This window comes from Janthinobacterium sp. GW823-FHT06H09 (assembly GCF_058794735.1).
In genome coordinates this window covers 251,035-267,257 of record NZ_JBXAHC010000007.1, presented here as the reverse complement: position 1 = coordinate 267,257, position 16,223 = coordinate 251,035, and the positions used below count along the sequence as shown (strand labels likewise).

Sequence of the window (16,223 nt, the reverse complement as noted above, 5' to 3'; positions counted from 1 at the left end):
ACAGAGCGCCTGCCGGCCCGAAGTGGTAGCAAATGTATAAAAGAGTGTACGCATTTTCGCTGTGACCGGGGAAAGTTTCTTTTACCGTCGGCCATGCTACAGTCTTGCCACCATTTTCACCGCACACAGGAGCCATCCATGAGCAAGGAACTCGTCCCCCTCTCCACCGCCGTCGGCCTGGCCTTGCAGGCGAAAGGCCTGCTGCTGGCCACGGCCGAATCGTGCACGGGCGGCGGCGTGGCGCAGGCCGTCACCGACATCTCGGGCTCGAGCGCCTGGTTCGAACGGGGCTTCGTCACCTATTCCAACGGGGCCAAGACCAGCATGCTGGGCGTGCCCGCCGAACTGATCGCCGCACACGGCGCCGTCAGCGAGGAAGTGGCGGCCGCCATGGCGCAAGGCACCCTGGCCCACAGCGAAGCCCAGGTGGCCGTCTCGACCACGGGCATCGCCGGCCCCACAGGCGGCGTGCCGGGCAAGCCCGTCGGCACCGTCTGCTTCGGCTGGGCCATGGACGGGCGCGTGCAGACGCAGCGGCTGGTGTTCGCGGGCGACCGGCAAGCCGTGCGCGAGCAGGCGGTGGCGCACGCCTTGCGGGAACTGCTGCGTTTTATTCAGTAGCGCCGGCGATGCAGGCGCGGTCGCGGCCCGCCTGCTTGGCCGCGTACAGGGCGCTGTCGGCGCGCATCAGCAATTCATGGCGGCCGGCGCCGTGGCGCGGATATTCGGCAATGCCGGCTGAAAAGGTGCAGCCCGTCAAGCTGTGCGGCGCCTGCTGGATCAGCAGCTGGCGGTAGCGCGCGGCGATATCGTCGATCTTGTGCGCGGCGATGATGCTGTCGGCTTCGCGCAACAGCAGGCAGAATTCCTCGCCGCCATAGCGGCATACCATGTCGCTGCCGCGCAGCTGGCCTTCCACCAGGCGCGCGAACTGGATCAGCACTTCGTCGCCAAAATTATGCCCGTAGGTGTCGTTGACGCGCTTGAAGAAATCCAGGTCGATGATGGCGATGGCCACGGGCGCATCCGCGTCGGCCTCGTGCAGGATGGCATTGAGGCAGGTTTCGAAATGGCGGCGGTTGTACAAGCCCGTCAGGTGGTCGCGCATGGCCTGCTCCTTCAGGCTGTCCTGCAAAGAATTGACGTGCAGGATCTGGTGCGCCAGTTCGCGGTTCAGGTGCTCGAGCTTGACGTTTTCCGATTCGCGCGCCGCCTGCAGCTCCAGCGCCTTGTCGCGCTCGGCCTTCAGGCTGTGCATTTCCTTTTCCAGATTGCGCATCAGGCTGCGCGAGGCGCGCGCCGACTTGCTGCTGGCCTCGTACGCGGCCTGGTATTGCTGCAGGAAACCGTACGCGGTTTGCCATTCGCCCAGCTGGGCATTGATGTCGGCCAGGCCGCGCAGGATCTGTTGCTGGTGAAACGGATTGCGCGTCCAGCTCAGCAGGCTGTGCGCCTGCGTCAGGGATGCCAGCGCCTGCGCCGTCTGGCCCGCGTGCAGGTCCAGCTTGCCGCGCACCAGCCATGCATGCATCTGCTCCTCCAGGTCCTGGCCCCGGCGCGCATAGTCTTCGGCCCGCAGCAGCAATTGCAAGGCCTTCTCGGGCTGGCGCAGCAGGATGGCGGCATGGGCGGCGATGCAGAACAGGAAGGCGCGCACGGCCAGGTCTTCTTCCGGCCACTCGTAAAACGGCTCGACCAGCGCCAGCGCCTCGGCCGGCTTGCCGGTGGCTAATAAACACATGGCCAGGTTGGCCGAAACGATGGTTTGCTGGTATTTGAGCTTTTGCGTGCCGATGATGTCGAGCGCCTCGACCAGCAGGGGAATGGCGTCTTCATCGTTGCCCAGGTCATGCTGCGACGACGCCAGGTTCGACAGGCTGTTGACCCGGTGCGCGGGGCTGCCGAAACGCTCGGCGATGTCGAGCGCCAGCAGGAAATTGCGCGGGCCGTCCTGCGTATCGCCACGGTTCAGGGCATCGACGCCCAGACGCGCGTACAGCATGAACTTGTGCAGCGAGTCGGGGATCTGCGCGGCCTGGCTGCGCGCCTGCAGGAAGTGCTGCTCGGCATCGGCGAAGTCGCCGCGCCGGCTCGCATACGCGCCCTGCAGGGCGGCCACTTCCATGCCGCCTTCCAGGTCGCAGGTCTGCTTGAAATAGTCGCGCAGACGCTCGCACGACGGCTCCGTTTCGCCCGCATAATAGGACAGCCAGCAATGATTGAGTTCCGCATATGCGCCGCCGCGCGCATACTGTTGTCGTTGCGCCGCCGCCAGCGCCATCTGCGCCAGCCGGCGTGCCTGGCGGCGGTTGCCGATCAGACAGGACAGGGCTTGCTGATTCAGACGGTCAATGTCGGCTTTATCGAGACTGGAGATCGGCACTGCGTCCTCATTCACACTCTGGGGGTGCATTTTTCACACAAAACTTGCTTTGTATCAATGGTATCCTGATTAACATCATAACCAGATTCGCGTACGCGCATGGCATCTTTGCAAAGGATTGTGGTAAAAATGCCAGTCGTGGCCTGGCCGGACGCCAGCGCCGCTGTCACGGATCTTTGATTGTCACTGACGCAACAACTTGGAGTAGTCGCAATGCAAAACACGGTACATTTCATCCTGCAGGGCAAGGGTGGCATCGGCAAGACCCTCGTCTCGACCCTGCTGGCCCAGTGGATAGGCGGCAAGGACGACACGCCGCTGCGCTGCTACGACACCGATCAGGAAAACGCCACGTTCTCGCGCTACAAGGCGATGAACGTCAAGCATGTGCCCGTGATGACGGATGCGCGCAACATCGATCCGAAACGCTTCGACGCGCTGATGATCGACATCCTCGACACGGACGGCAACTGCGTGATCGACAATGGCGCGAACACGTTTTCGCCGCTGATGGGCTACCTGCTGGAAAACGACTGTTTTTCGCTGCTGGAAGAATCGGGCCGCAAGGTGTACATCCACACCATCGTCGGCGGCGGCGACACCCTGCACGACACGGCCACGGGATTTGTCGCCACGGCCCAAGCGACGAAGGTGCCGCTGGTGCTGTGGCAAAACGAACACTTCGGCCTGCTGCAATCGGCGTCCGGCAAGCAATTCGTCGAATCGCAGTCGTATGCCGACAACCGCGCGCGCGTAAAAGGCAGCATCACTTTGAGCCAGCGCAACCCCGACACCTTCGGCGCCGACGTGAAAAAAATGAACACGGCGCGCCTGACGATGCAGGAAGTGCTGCAGAACGACAAGTTCAACATCATGGAAAAGCAGCGCATCAAGGTCGTCTACCGCGACATCTTCGAACAGCTCGACAAGGTGCAGTGGTAGATGGACCGGCACACTCTGCGTAGCCACGTGTTCGACAAGACGGGCATCAAGGTCGACGTCGACGACCCGATATTCGCCCTCGTGGCGCTGAACGAAGCGGTGCTGGCGGACACCGTCGAGCGCCAGCTGGCCCTGCTGGACGCCGCCACGCAGGCGCTGGCCGCGCAGGCGCGCGCGGCGGGCGGCTTGCCGCCCGAACCGGGCGCAGCCATACCCCGGCCCGTGCCGCAAGCGCCCGGGCCTGCCCCCCTTTTTACGCCGCGCGAATGGCGTTTGCTGGGCGCGGCGGCCATCGTCTCGCTCGCCTGCGCGCTGCTGGTGCTGGGCGGCGCGGCCCTGCTGTATCAACCGTAGCACCGACCGTAGCACCATCGCGCTGGGCCAGCCACGAGCGGGCCGCAGCGTCTTCCCCACCCTAGCCTGGAAGCATGCATGAAACCGATCAAATTGCTGGCCATTCCCGCCCTGATGCTGTCGCTGTACGGCGCCCCGCTCACGCTCGCCCACGCCGCCGGCGCCGCCGCCGCGACGGCAGCCACGGCCGTGCCCAATGTCGCCTACGAAAAATACACCTTGCCGAACGGCCTCGACGTGATCCTCGTGGAAGACCATAAATTGCCCGTCACGGCCGTCAACATCTGGTACCACGTGGGACCGGCGAATGAAGCGCCGGGCCTGACGGGCTTTGCGCATCTGTTCGAGCACATGATGTTTGCCGCCACCAAGCACGTGCCGCGCGGCATGGCCGACCAGCTGCTCGAAGGCGCGGGCGCCACCGATTCGAACGGCAGCACGGATTTCGACCGCACCAATTATTTCGACACGGTGCCATCGAACCAGCTGGAACTGGCCCTGTGGGCCCATTCCGACCGCATGGGCTATCTGCTCGACGTGCTCGACCAGACGGCGCTGACGAACCAGCAGGACGTGGTGCGCAACGAGCGCCGCCAGAGCGTAGAAAACGCGCCCTACGGCATCGTGCAGGAAGCCCTGTACCACCAGCTGTTCCCGAAGACCCACCCGTATTACGCCAGCGTCATCGGTTCGCACGCGGACATCCAGAACGCGAAACTGGCCGACATCAAGGAATTCTTCACCAAATACTATGGTCCCAACAATGCCAGCCTGGTGATCGCGGGCGACATCGACAAGGCGAAGACCAAGGAACTGGTCAACAAATACTTCGGCAGCTTCAAGAGCGGCCCCGCCGTGGCCAAGCCCGATGTCGTGACGCCGCCCATCACGCAGGAGCGCCGCATCGTGGTGCAGGACCGGGTCGAGTTGCCGCGCGTCTTCATGGCCTGGCTGACGCCGTCCGCCTATGCCAAGGACGATGCGGAACTGTCGATGGCCGCGCAGATACTGGCCGGCGGCAAGTCCAGCCGTTTATATAAATCGCTGGTGTACGACAAGCAGATCGCGCAGGACGTGGGCGCCAACCAGAGCTCGAATGCCCTCACCTCCGTATTTACCCTCGACGTGACGGCGCGCCCCGGCCACCAGCCCGAGGAAATCGAGCAAGCCATGCAGGCGGAGCTGGAGCAATTGCGCGCCCAGGGGCCCAGCGAGAAGGAAATCGAACGGGCCCGCAACAGCATCGAAACAGCCATGCTGAGCCAGGTGGAAAAAGTGGGCGGCAACGCCAACATGATGAACCAGTACAACCAGTACCTGGGCGACCCCGGCTACCTGGGCAAGGATATCGAGCGCTACCGCCAGGTGACGGCGGCCGGCGTGCAGCGCGCCGTCGACACCTACCTGAAAAATCAGGCGCGCGTGGTCGTCTACGGCGTGCCGGGCAAGCCGGACCTGGGTCCGGAAGTGGCGACGCCGGCGCAGGGCAAGGTCAAGCCGGCGCCAGGCACGGCCATCAACGCGGACGAGCCATGGCGCAACGCGGTGCCGAAGGCCGGTCCCGCACCAAAGATTGTGCTGCCGCAAGCGACGTCCTTCACCCTGAGCAATGGCTTGACGGTGATTCACAACTACAACCCGGCCGTGCCGCTGATTTCCAGCCAGCTGGTCATCAAGAGCGGTTCGGGCGCCAATCCGCTGGCGCAGCCGGGCTTGGCGGGCTTCACGGCGCAATTGCTGCAGGAAGGCACCAGTACGCGCAGCGCGCCGCAGATCGCCGATGACGTGGCGCAACTCGGTGCTTTTCTGGGCACGGGTTCCGGCGCGGATGCCTCGTTCGCCCAGCTGACGTCGCTGAAAACCACCTTCCCGCAAGCGCTCGACGTGCTGGCCGACGTGGTCCAGCACCCGCAATTCCCGCAAGAAGAGGTGGAGCGCCAGCGCGCCAGCCGCATCGGCGAACTGGCGCAGCAGCGCGAAAACGCGGGGGCCGTGGCGGCCCGCGTGGAAGCGGCCGCCCTGTACGGCCCGCAGCATCCGTACGGCTATATCCAACTGGGCACGGAAGCGGCCCTGAAAGCCACCAGCCGCGCCGACCTGCAGGCGTTCTGGCAGCAGCATTATGTGCCCAACAATGCGGCGCTGATCGTCTCGGGCGACATCGGCGCGGCGCAATTGAAGGCACTGGCCGAAGCCAAGTTCGGCAGCTGGAAGGCGGGCGCGGTGGCGCCGTCCGTGACGGCGGCGCCGGCCACGACGAAAGCCAGGCTGATCCTCGTCGACAAGCCGGGCGCGCCGCAGACGGCCGTGCGCCTGTCGACCATCGCCGTGGCCCGCGCGACACCCGACTATGCGCCGCTGCAAGTGATGAACGCGGCGCTGGGCGGCTTGTTTACGAGTCGGCTAAGCAATAACCTGCGCGAAGAGAAGGGCTACACCTATGGCGTGCGCTCGCAATTCCAGTACCGCAGCCAGCCGGGACCGTTCTCGATCGCGGCCGGCGTGCGCACCGACGTGACGGGCGCGGCCGTGTCGGAAACCTTCAAGGAAATCCGCGCCATAATCGCCAAACCCTTGACGGCCAAGGAATTGTCGAATGCGCGCAATTCGCAGGTGCTGTCGCTGCCGGGCCAGTTCGAGACGAATGCCAGCATCAGCAGCAGCATGGCCAACACGTATGTCTACGGCCTGGGCCTCGACTATTACGCGACCTTGCCGCAGCGCTTTGCGGGTGTGACGGACAAGCAGGTGCAGCAGGTGGCGAAAAAATACCTGCAGCCGGAAAAGCTGATCGTCATCGGCGTGGGCGACCAGGCGAAGATCGCGCCGCAGTTGAGCAAGCTGAAACTGGCGCCCGTGGAACTGCGCGATGCGGAAGGGAACGTCAAGTAACCGGGACTAGCGGCGCTTGAACAGCGCCGCTTTATCCACCAGCGCCGCGATCGCCACGCCCGCCGTGTAGGCGATCAAATCGCCCCAGCCGAAGGTGGAACCGAGCACCAGATGCCCCAGCGGATGCGCGCGCAGCGCCACGAGCCAGGGCGTCTGGACCAGCTGGCCGAATTCCACGGCAAAGCAGATCAGCAGCGCAGTCAGCGCCAGCTGCCACGTGCGCATGCGCGTGGCGAAGATACCCAGCGCAAAGACGATCATCATGGCCCACAGGGCGTCGCCCGGATACTTGCCGAGCGCGGCGGGGAGGAATTGGGGATAGGCGCGCGAGGCCAGGCCCAGCGCGATGACAGCCACGGTTGCGCCCACCTGCAGCAGGCGGCGGCGTTCAGGTTTTACCAGGAACATATTTCCATTCAAAGGCACAATACGGGCCGAACCATTGCGGCCCGTCCGATATTGTACTGCGCGGCCGTGTCCGCCTGCAGCCTATCGCATCAAGCCAGGTCGACATGCTGCGCCAGAAAGTCGAGAAAAACGCGCACGCGCAGCGGCACGTGCCCGCCCTGCCCCACGAAGACGGCATGCACGTCTTCGCTGTCGCCGGGGTTGAACGCTTCCAGCACGGCCTGCAATCGGCCCGCCGCGATATCGGCGCGCACCTGGAACGCCGCCAGGCGCGCCAGTCCCAGTCCCGCCAGCGCCAGTTGCCGCAAGGCTTCGCCATCGCTGGCCTGCGCATTGCCAACGACGGGCACGACGATGTCGCCCTCGGGCAGGCGCAGCGGCCAGCCCGAGCGGGCGCGCGCGTAATTGGCGTCGAGCAAATTGTGCGACGCCAGCTCGGCCGCTGCCTGCGGCGTGCCGCGCCGCGCCAGGTAGCTTGGTGCCGCCACGATCGCCATGCGCGTCTGGCCCAGCTTGCGCGCCAGCAAGTTGGAACTTTTCAGGGGACCGGCCCGCACGGCCACGTCCGTGCGTTGTTCGAGGATATCGACGACTTCATCGGTGAGCACGATGTCGAGCGTCACCTCGGGATAGCGCTCGAGAAACAGCGGCGCCAGCGGCAGCAAAAAATGCTGGCCGAACGGCACGTTCGCATTCACCCTGATCTTGCCGCGCGGCACATCCTGCACGCCCGCGCAGCGCTCGGCCTCGTCCAGCGCCGCCAGCACCTGCATCCCCCGTTCATACAGGCCGCAGCCTTCGGCCGTCAGCTGCAGCTGGCGCGTGGAGCGGTTCAACAGGCGCGCGCCCAGGCGCTCTTCCAGCCGAGACACGAGCTTGCTGACGGCCGACGGCGTCATGCCGCAGGCGCGCGCGGCGGCGGAAAAGCCGCCCAACTCGACCACGCGCACAAACACTTCCAGTTCGCCGGAACGGTTCACTTCCAGTCTGGCCATTGTGAATTCAACTCATAAATGTTCTTCGATGGGATAGTCTAGTACACAAATGGCTTTGCTTTCATCATGCGCACATTCCCCTTGATAAAGCGAGCCGCCATGCAACGATATTCCCTCCTCCCCGCCGCCCTGCTGAGCCTGGCCCTGAGCACAGTATCTGTCCAGGCCGCCAACGCCGATACCAGCTGGCTGGCCAGCTGGACGGCCAGCCCGCAAGCCGTGTGGGGCAGCGACTTTGTGCTTCCCGCCAACGTGCCCGCCGTGCTGCACGGACAGACCGTGCGCCAGGTGGCGCGCCTCAGCGTGGGCGGCCCGCGCGTGCGCATCGTGCTGTCGAATGCCTACGGCAAGGTGCCGCTGCGCATCGGCGCGGCCACCGTGGCCCTGGCCGCTTCCGGTTCGGCCATCGCAGCGGGCAGCCTGCGCACGCTGACGTTTTCCGGCCAGCCGGCGGCCACCATGGCACCGGGCGCGCCGCTCGTCAGCGACCCCATCAACCTGTCCGTGCCGGACCTGGCGCGCCTGACGGTGAGCGTCCACCTGCCGCAGCCCAGCGCGACTGCCACGTTTCACTGGGATGGCCGCGAGACGGCGTGGATCGCGCCGCAGGACCAGACGCGCTCCCTCCGCATCGATGACGCGCCCGGCGTGCAGACCACCACGGCGCGCCTCTTGCTCAGTGCCATCGAGGTGGAGGCGGCGCCGGGGGCGCAAGCGGTGGCCATCCTCGGCGACTCGATCACCGATGGCGCCAGCGCCAGCCTGGGGATCGATGCGCGCTGGCCCGATTTCCTGGCCGAACGCCTGGCGCCGCACGGCGTGGCCGTGATCAATGCGGGCATTTCCGGTGGACGGCTGTTGTCCGACGGCATGGGTGAGAACGCCCTGGCCCGCTTCGAGCGCGACGTGCTGGCGCAGCCCGGCGTGCGCACGGTGGTCGTCTTGTTGGGGATCAATGACATCAGCTGGCCCGGCACGGCGTTCGCGCCTCGGGCACAAAGACCGACACTGGAAGAATTAAGCAGCGGCTACGCGCAGCTGGTGGCCCAGGTGCGCAGCCGCGGCGTGCGCGTCATCGGCGCCACTGTGACGCCGTTCGAAGGCGCCCTGCCCGGCACGCCCTTGAGCGACTATTATCAAAAAGAAAAAGATGCGCTGCGCCAGCAACTGAACGCGTGGATACGCGCCAGCGGCCTGTTCGACGCCGTGCTCGACTTCGACGCACTGGCGCGCGACCCCGCCCATCCGCTGCGCCTGCTGCCCGCCTACGACTCGGGCGACCATCTGCACCCGGGCGACGCCGGCAACCGGGCGCTGGCGGAAGGCATAGACCTGCCGCTGCTGTTGAACGGTCAGTCGCCCAGGCCCGCGTACAAGGCCGTGCTCAGGTAGCGTTCGCCGAACGACGGGATGATGGTGACGATGGTCTTGCCCGCGTTTTCCGGGCGGCGCGCCACTTGCAGGGCGGCCCACAGGGCGGCGCCCGACGAAATGCCGACCAGCAAGCCTTCATCGCTGGCGGCCAGGCGCGCCGTGGCGAAGGCGTCGTCGTTCTTCACGCAGATGATTTCGTCGTAGATGGCCGTGTTGAGTATCTGCGGCACGAAACCGGCGCCGATGCCCTGGATCGGGTGCGGTCCCTTGGTACCCTTCGACAGCATCGGCGACGCTTCCGGTTCCACGGCAATCATTTGCAGGCCGGGCTTGCGTTCCTTCAGCACTTCGCCGATGCCGGTAATCGTGCCGCCCGTGCCTACGCCGGCGACGACGATGTCCACTTGCCCATCCGTGTCGCGCCAGATTTCCTCGGCCGTCGTGGCGCGGTGGATGGCGGGGTTGGCGGGATTATTAAATTGCTGCAGCATCAAATAGCGCGGGTCGGCCGCCACCATTTCCTCGGCCTTGCGGATGGCGCCCAGCATGCCTTCGCTGCCGGGCGTCAGGACCAGCTCGGCGCCGTAGGCGCGCAGCAGGATGCGCCGTTCGCGGCTCATGGTATCGGGCATGACGAGGGTGCAGCGGTAGCCGCGCGCGGCGCAGACCATGGCCAGCGCAATGCCCGTGTTGCCGCTGGTGGGCTCGACGATGACGGTATCGGGATGGATCTTGCCCGCCGCTTCGGCGGCGACGATCATGGACAGGCCGATGCGGTCCTTGACGCTGTGCGCGGGATTGTAGAATTCGAGTTTGGCCAGGATGGTGGCCCCACTGCCGGCGGCGATGCGGTTGATGCGCACCAGGGGGGTGTTGCCGATCAGTTCAGTGACGTCGTTGGCGATGTTCATGGGAGTCTCCACAGCAATTACAGAAGAATCCAGTCTACCGCGTTTTGGCGGCAGCGCGAGCATGCGCCGCCGCCAAACTGAACAATTACTTAACGTCCAGCAGTTCCACGTCGAAGATCAGTGCCGAGTTCGGCGGAATGTCGCCATTGCCGGCACCGCGCGGGCCGTAAGCCAGTTCGCCTGGAATGATCAGGGTGCGCTTGCCGCCCACTTTCATGCCGGCCACGCCCTGGTCCCAGCCCTTGATGACCATGCCCTTGCCCAGCGGGAAGTCGAACGGGCCACGGCCCACGGAGCTGTCGAACTTCTTGCCGCGCGAATCTTTCGCCAGGGGACGATACAGCCAGCCCGTGTAGTGCACGGTGACGTTGCTGCCGGCGGACGCTTCCTTGCCCGTGCCGACCTTGTTGTCGATCAGAATCAATTTATCGGCGACAGGGCCAGGGCTCAGCGAGACGGCCGAGGCGGGAACAGGCGCCGGCGCCTGTGCCTGCGCCAGCGACGCGGCGACGGAGCAGATCAGGGCAAACAAAACGGAGCTACGCGTCATGATGTATTCTTTCAGTGAGTTTCGGTGAGATCTCTGCCAATGCAAGAGGCAGGGAACGCCAATCATAGCAAACCGCCGCAACGATAGGAAAAACTTGTCGCCCGATACCCATTGCCCCCGCCTGTTTTACGCGCTGTGGCCCGACGCGGCCACGCGCGCGGCGCTGGCCGCCTGGCAGGCGCGCCTGCAAGGCAAACCCGTGCGCGTGGACAAGCTGCACCTGACCCTGGCCTTCCTGGGCCAGCACCCGGCCAGCGACCTGCCGGCCCTGCTGGCTATCCTGGCACAATTGCCGGCGCACCCCATACCCTTGCTGTTCGACCACGCCAGCCACTTCACGCAGCTGGCGCTGGCCTGGGCCGCCCTGGCGCAGCCCTCGCCGGCCCTGCTGGACTTGCGCGCGGCCTGCATGCGCGCGCTGGCGCAACAGGGGCTGGCGCCCCGCTTCGAGCACGACCGCTTTACGCCGCACGTGACCCTGGCGCGCCAGGCGCCGCCGCCGGCTAGCCAGGACTTTGCGCCCATCGCCTGGCAGGCGGATGAACTGGTGCTGGTGGAATCGCTGAAAAGCAGCGGCGACTACCGCATCGTGGCCAGCCGCAAACTGGTTTAAGCGGCGTGGCTTAGGCGGCGTCCGGCACCGCCACTGGCTCGGCGGCCAGTTTGTCCTGGCGCAAGCTTTTCAGCGCATGGGCGGCCGCCACCATGCCGAAGCTGGCCGTCACCACCACGCTGGAGCCGAAGCCGGCGCAATTGAGGCCCGTGACGCCGGCAGGCGTGCTGCCATCGATGGCGCACGCTTCCGCGCTCTCTGGCGTGCTCAACGGCTCCATGGAAAACACGGCATCGACATTGAATTTGTTTTTCACGCCACGGGGGAAACCATATTCGGTGCGCAACAGTTTGCGTACTCTCTTGAGCAGCGGTTCCTGCTCCGTCTTCGACAAATCGCGCACGGCGATCAGTGTCGGATCCGTCTGCCCGCCCGCGCTGCCGATGGTCAGCATGGGAATGTTGCGCGCGCGGCAATACGCGATCACGGCTGCTTTCGCCTTGGCATTGTCGATGGCGTCGACCAGGTAGTCGAAATCGCGCCCGCCCAGCAACTGCTCCAGGTTATCGGGGGTGATGAAATCCTCAACCTGCGTGACCTGGCACAAGGGGTTGATCAGTTCGATGCGTTCGGCCAGGGCCGTGATCTTGGCCTTGCCGATGGTGTCGCTCATGGCCTGGATCTGGCGGTTAATGTTCGATTCGGCAACATTGTCGAGGTCGATCAGGGTCAGGCGGCCGACGGCGCTGCGCGCCAGCGCTTCGACGATCCAGGAACCGACGCCGCCCACGCCGATCACACACACGTGGGCCGCGCGAAAACGCGCCAAAGCGGGGGCGCCGTACAGGCGGGCTATGCCGCCGAAACGCCGTTCAAAATCGATCTCGGTCAAGTCCATGGAAATTAGTTCATTGGTGGAGGTATGCATGGCGCCATTTTAACGGACACTGCGCTGGCGGATATTCTAAAATAGCCGAATTGACACAGCGACAAGCTCCGTTTGTCGCCGCGCCCCCACACCGTTCACCACGAGAACTCGCCATGACCGCTCCCCTGTTCGACTCCGTTCCCGGCTTTGACCAGCCCATCGCCGTGCTCAAGCATTGCCACGACAAGATCCGCAAGCAACTGACGACCCTGCAAAACCTGCTGGCCCACCTGGTGCAGCATGGCAACACGGCGGACGCGCAGCAGGCGGCCAAGGCGGTGTTGCAATATTTCAATAAAGCCGCCCATCTGCACCATGACGATGAAGAGCAGGACCTGATGCCCATGCTGCAGGCCACGGCCACGGGCGACGATGCGGCCCTGCTGGTGACCCTGGTGCCGGAAATCCTGGCCGACCACCAGCGCATGGACCAGGCCTGGCTGACCCTGCGCCCGGAACTGGACGCCATCGCGGCCGGCACGGGCGTGCAACTGTCCGCCCATGGCGTGCGCGACTATGTGGCCGCCTATCAGGCCCACATGAGCAAGGAAGAGGGCCAGCTGGCACCGATGGCCAAACGCCTGTTCAGTGCGCAACAGATGGAGCAGCTGGGCACAGCCATGCAGCGCCGCCGCGGCATCGCTCCCGAGGCGCCCGCAACGGCAGCCCAGCCGGACGCGGCCGCCATGCTGGCGGCCATGCGCACCGATTACGTGCAATCGAGCCTGAGCGAGACGGATGTGCTGGCCGATCCCATCGCCCAGTTCCAGAAATGGTTTGCCGAGGCCGTCAAAGCCCAGGTGCTGGAGCCGAACGCCATGAGCTTGTCCACCGTCAGTGCCGACGGCAAGCCCAGCTCGCGCATCGTGCTGATCAAGCAGTTCGACGAGCGTGGCTTTACCTGGTACACGAATTACCAGAGCGACAAGGGCCAGCAGCTCGAACACAACCCGCACGCCGCCCTGCTGTTCTTCTGGGGCGAGCTGGAGCGGCAAGTGCGCATCGAGGGCACGGTGGTGAAAACCACGGCCGCCGAGAGCGACGAGTATTTCAATGTGCGCCCCGTGCAAAGCCGCTTGTCGGCGATTGCCTCGCAGCAAAGCGCCCCTATCGCCGACCGTGCCGCGCTGGAAAGCAATTACGAGGCCGTGGCGGCCGCCGTCGGCGACGCGCCACCGCCGCGCCCGGCCCACTGGGGCGGCTACCGCCTGCAGCCGGAACGCATCGAATTCTGGCAGGGGCGCCGTTCGCGCTTCCACGACCGCATCGTGTTTACACGCGGTGCTGACGGGCAATGGAGCATGCAACGCTTGCAACCATAAGCAGGACAGTCAAGGCGGCGCAAAGCAAGCTGGTCAATATCGGTGTAGGCTATGAGGGTAGAAGTTACTAAATGACATTGTTTCTCAATTTGCGGCCGCAACAGCGGCCGCTTCATTGGAGGCTATTTTGTTTGTACAAAACCAACTCAAGTCCTGGATTGCCGGTATCCGCAGCAAGACCGCCTTGCCGCTGCGCATAGAATTGTGGAACGGCCAGCATGTCGACCTGTCCAGCGAAGCGCCCACAGTCACCATCCGCCTGCCGACCGTCGCCTCGGCCCGCTATCTGCTGAACCCCTCGCTGGCCAACCTGGGTTCGGCCTATGTGGAAGGCAATATCGAAGTCCAGGGCACGGCCCAGGACATGATTTCCATCTGTAATGCCCTGGCGCGCAACACCTTGAAACCGGAAGGCAAGCTGGCCCGCATCGTGCGCAGCTTTACGCACGACAAGAGCAAGGACGCCGAAGCCATCCGCTACCACTACGACGTGTCGAATGCCTTCTACGAGCAATTCCTCGACCCCGCCCTCGTGTATTCCTGCGCCTATTTCGAACACGGCGATGAAACGCTGGCGCAGGCGCAAGTCAAGAAGATCGACCATATCCTGAAGAAAATCCAGCTGCAACCGGGCCAGACCCTGCTCGACATCGGCTGCGGCTGGGGCGCGCTCGTCATGCGTGCCGCCCAACAATATGGCGCCCGCTGCGTGGGCGTGACCCTGTCGGAAAACCAGTACGCGCTGGCGCGCGAGCGCGTGGCGGCGGCCGGCCTGGCCCACCTGATCGACATCCGCCTGCAAGACTACCGCGACGTCACGGGCCAGTTCGACCGCATCACCAGCGTGGGCATGTTCGAGCACGTGGGCTTGAAACATTTGCCCGATTATTTTTCCATCATCAACAAGCTGCTGGCGCCGGACGGCATGGCGATGAACCACGGCATCACCTCGACCGACCCGGAGAATGGCGAAACGCCGTATGGCGGCGGCGAATTCATCGAAAAATATGTGTTTCCGCACGGCGAACTGGCCCATATCGGCAATGTCCTGAAAACCATGCAGCAAGGGGGGCTGGAAGTGCTGGACGTGGAAAACCTGCGGCGCCACTATGCGCGCACCTGCGCCCTGTGGACGGAAAATTTCGAAGCCAACGCCGAGCAGATCCGTCCACTGGCGGGCGAGCGGCGCTTCCGCATCTGGCACGTCTACCTGGCCGGCTGCGCCTATGCCTTCGAGCAAGATTTGATCAGCCTGTACCAGATCGTCTGCGTGAAGGCGGGCCGGCGCTCCTCCACCCTGCCCTGGTCGCGCAACTACATGTATGCGCAGGACGCCAGGCCGGCGCCCCTGCTGGCGACCTGATCCTGATGCCCACGCGGGGCGCTTACTTCAGGCGCTCGGCGTACATGGCGCGGAATTTTTCCACCTTGGGCACGACAACGAGGGCGCAGTAGCCCTGCAAGGGATGCTGCTCAACATAATTCTGGTGGTAATCCTCGGCCGGATAAAAGACCGATGCCGGCGCCAGCTGCGTGACGATCGGTGCATCCCACACGCCGGCCATCTCGGCCAGCACCTTGCGCGCCACGGTTTCCTGCTCCGCCGACTGATAATGGATAACGGAGCGAAATTGCGTGCCGACATCATTGCCCTGCCGGTTCAGGGTGGTAGGGTCGTGCAAGGTAAAAAAGATTTCCAGCAAGTCGTGGTAAGGGATGACGGCGGGATCGAATTCCAGCCGCACCACTTCCGCGTGGCCCGTCTCGCCCGAGCACACCTGATCATATCCGGGGTTGGGCACCGTGCCGCCCGTGTAGCCGGACTCGACGCGCGTCACGCCGCGCACTTCCCCATACACGGCAGCGAGGCACCAGAAACAGCCACCGCCGAATACCGCCACTTCCGTCTGTTGGTTCATGATGTCCTCCCGCAACGCCTGTGCGACGTATCATTTCATTACTGTAACGCAAAGCGCCATGGCCTGCAGTGCCGCTTGAAACGGCGCGTGATGCACCGCACATAAGGGGCATGCCGGCCACGATTGCGCTGGCGTGGCCGATTTTTGGCATAATGTCAGCAAATAGACAGGTCACCCATGAACACACGCTCTCCCCGCGCGCCAGCGCAAGAATTCGATACGGCACATTTCCGGCAGGCATTGTCACAGTTTGCCACCGGCGTGACGGTCATTACGACGCGCCTGGCCGACGGCAGTTTCCGCGGTCTGACGGCCAGTTCCTTCAATTCCGTCTCGCTGTCGCCGCCCCTGGTGCTGTGGAGTCTGGGCACGGTGGCGAACAGCATGCCGATTTTCAGCGGCAACTCGCATTACGTCATCAATGTGCTGGGCGCCGAGCAGGCTGAACTGGCGCAGCGCTTTGCACGCCGCACGCCGAATCCCTTCGACGACGTCGAATACGAACTGTCGCGCACGGGCCAGCCCATCCTGAAAGGCGCGTCGGCCTGGTTCGAATGCCACAACCGCAGCCGCTATCCAGAAGGCGACCACGTCATTTTCGTGGGCGAAGTAGAACAATGCGCGTTTGCCGCGCAGCCGCCCTTGATCTTCCACAATGGTAAGTTCAATACACCGCCAGCCTGAGCGGGACA

The 16,223-nt window shown here is 64.5% G+C and carries 16 protein-coding genes; 9 read left to right on the top strand and 7 right to left on the bottom strand.

Annotation, left to right across the window (positions count from 1 at the left end):
- The first annotated feature begins 138 nt into the window (after nucleotides 1–138).
- The gene (locus AC1Q6X_RS14255) at nucleotides 139–621 is read left to right on the top strand and encodes a CinA family protein (protein ID WP_230501887.1); all 483 of its coding nucleotides are present in this window, start codon (nucleotides 139–141) and stop codon (nucleotides 619–621) included.
- On the opposite strand, the gene AC1Q6X_RS14250 is transcribed toward AC1Q6X_RS14255, so the two are convergent.
- On the bottom strand, nucleotides 611–2,383 hold the full coding sequence (locus AC1Q6X_RS14250) for a GGDEF domain-containing protein (protein WP_492497632.1): 1,773 nt from the start codon (nucleotides 2,381–2,383) through the stop codon (nucleotides 611–613). The two genes, AC1Q6X_RS14255 and AC1Q6X_RS14250, sit on opposite strands and share 11 nt — an antisense overlap.
- 213 nt (nucleotides 2,384–2,596) lie before the next feature.
- Between AC1Q6X_RS14250 and AC1Q6X_RS14245 the strand changes: the two genes are divergently transcribed.
- From AC1Q6X_RS14245 to AC1Q6X_RS14235, 3 genes are all read left to right on the top strand, one after another.
- Nucleotides 2,597–3,325, top strand: coding sequence for a P-loop NTPase family protein (locus AC1Q6X_RS14245; protein WP_070220320.1), 729 nt, complete (start codon nucleotides 2,597–2,599; stop codon nucleotides 3,323–3,325).
- A complete protein-coding gene (locus AC1Q6X_RS14240; protein WP_492497631.1) occupies nucleotides 3,326–3,679 on the top strand; it encodes a hypothetical protein in 354 nt (117 codons plus the stop codon).
- A 78-nt stretch (nucleotides 3,680–3,757) separates the two neighbouring features.
- On the top strand, nucleotides 3,758–6,571 hold the full coding sequence (locus AC1Q6X_RS14235) for a M16 family metallopeptidase (protein WP_492497630.1): 2,814 nt from the start codon (nucleotides 3,758–3,760) through the stop codon (nucleotides 6,569–6,571).
- Nucleotides 6,572–6,577: 6 nt separating this feature from the next.
- On the opposite strand, the gene AC1Q6X_RS14230 is transcribed toward AC1Q6X_RS14235, so the two are convergent.
- Entirely contained in the window at nucleotides 6,578–6,979 is a 402-nt protein-coding gene (locus tag AC1Q6X_RS14230; protein WP_230501879.1) for a ribosomal maturation YjgA family protein, read from the bottom strand.
- A gap of 89 nt (nucleotides 6,980–7,068) precedes the next feature.
- Complete coding sequence (locus AC1Q6X_RS14225; RefSeq protein WP_070220329.1) at nucleotides 7,069–7,974, bottom strand: LysR family transcriptional regulator; 906 nt, start codon at nucleotides 7,972–7,974, stop codon at nucleotides 7,069–7,071.
- Between the two features lie 99 nt (nucleotides 7,975–8,073).
- Between AC1Q6X_RS14225 and AC1Q6X_RS14220 the strand changes: the two genes are divergently transcribed.
- On the top strand, nucleotides 8,074–9,366 hold the full coding sequence (locus AC1Q6X_RS14220; RefSeq protein WP_492497629.1) for an SGNH/GDSL hydrolase family protein: 1,293 nt from the start codon (nucleotides 8,074–8,076) through the stop codon (nucleotides 9,364–9,366).
- On the opposite strand, the gene cysK is transcribed toward AC1Q6X_RS14220, so the two are convergent.
- Together cysK and AC1Q6X_RS14210 are read right to left on the bottom strand one after the other, a co-directional pair.
- Entirely contained in the window at nucleotides 9,327–10,259 is a 933-nt protein-coding gene (cysK, locus tag AC1Q6X_RS14215; RefSeq protein ID WP_492497628.1) for a cysteine synthase A, read from the bottom strand. The two genes, AC1Q6X_RS14220 and cysK, sit on opposite strands and share 40 nt — an antisense overlap.
- A gap of 85 nt (nucleotides 10,260–10,344) precedes the next feature.
- Complete coding sequence (locus tag AC1Q6X_RS14210) at nucleotides 10,345–10,809, bottom strand: FKBP-type peptidyl-prolyl cis-trans isomerase (RefSeq protein ID WP_034780576.1); 465 nt, start codon at nucleotides 10,807–10,809, stop codon at nucleotides 10,345–10,347.
- A 94-nt stretch (nucleotides 10,810–10,903) separates the two neighbouring features.
- Between AC1Q6X_RS14210 and thpR the strand changes: the two genes are divergently transcribed.
- Complete coding sequence (gene thpR, locus AC1Q6X_RS14205; RefSeq protein ID WP_492497627.1) at nucleotides 10,904–11,422, top strand: RNA 2',3'-cyclic phosphodiesterase; 519 nt, start codon at nucleotides 10,904–10,906, stop codon at nucleotides 11,420–11,422.
- 10 nt (nucleotides 11,423–11,432) lie between these two features.
- On the opposite strand, the gene tcdA is transcribed toward thpR, so the two are convergent.
- Complete coding sequence (gene tcdA / locus AC1Q6X_RS14200) at nucleotides 11,433–12,290, bottom strand: tRNA cyclic N6-threonylcarbamoyladenosine(37) synthase TcdA (protein WP_492497626.1); 858 nt, start codon at nucleotides 12,288–12,290, stop codon at nucleotides 11,433–11,435.
- A gap of 113 nt (nucleotides 12,291–12,403) precedes the next feature.
- On the opposite strand from tcdA, the gene pdxH reads away from it, so the two are divergent.
- Nucleotides 12,404–13,612, top strand: coding sequence for a pyridoxamine 5'-phosphate oxidase (gene pdxH, locus AC1Q6X_RS14195; protein ID WP_492497625.1), 1,209 nt, complete (start codon nucleotides 12,404–12,406; stop codon nucleotides 13,610–13,612).
- A 127-nt stretch (nucleotides 13,613–13,739) separates the two neighbouring features.
- Nucleotides 13,740–14,975, top strand: coding sequence for a class I SAM-dependent methyltransferase (locus tag AC1Q6X_RS14190; protein ID WP_492497624.1), 1,236 nt, complete (start codon nucleotides 13,740–13,742; stop codon nucleotides 14,973–14,975).
- Nucleotides 14,976–14,997: 22 nt separating this feature from the next.
- On the opposite strand, the gene msrA is transcribed toward AC1Q6X_RS14190, so the two are convergent.
- On the bottom strand, nucleotides 14,998–15,531 hold the full coding sequence (msrA, locus tag AC1Q6X_RS14185; RefSeq protein ID WP_409027747.1) for a peptide-methionine (S)-S-oxide reductase MsrA: 534 nt from the start codon (nucleotides 15,529–15,531) through the stop codon (nucleotides 14,998–15,000).
- A 177-nt stretch (nucleotides 15,532–15,708) separates the two neighbouring features.
- Here msrA and AC1Q6X_RS14180 point away from each other — a divergent pair, with 177 nt between their 5' ends.
- Nucleotides 15,709–16,215, top strand: coding sequence for a flavin reductase family protein (locus AC1Q6X_RS14180; protein ID WP_070290921.1), 507 nt, complete (start codon nucleotides 15,709–15,711; stop codon nucleotides 16,213–16,215).
- The last annotated feature ends 8 nt before the right edge of the window (nucleotides 16,216–16,223 follow it).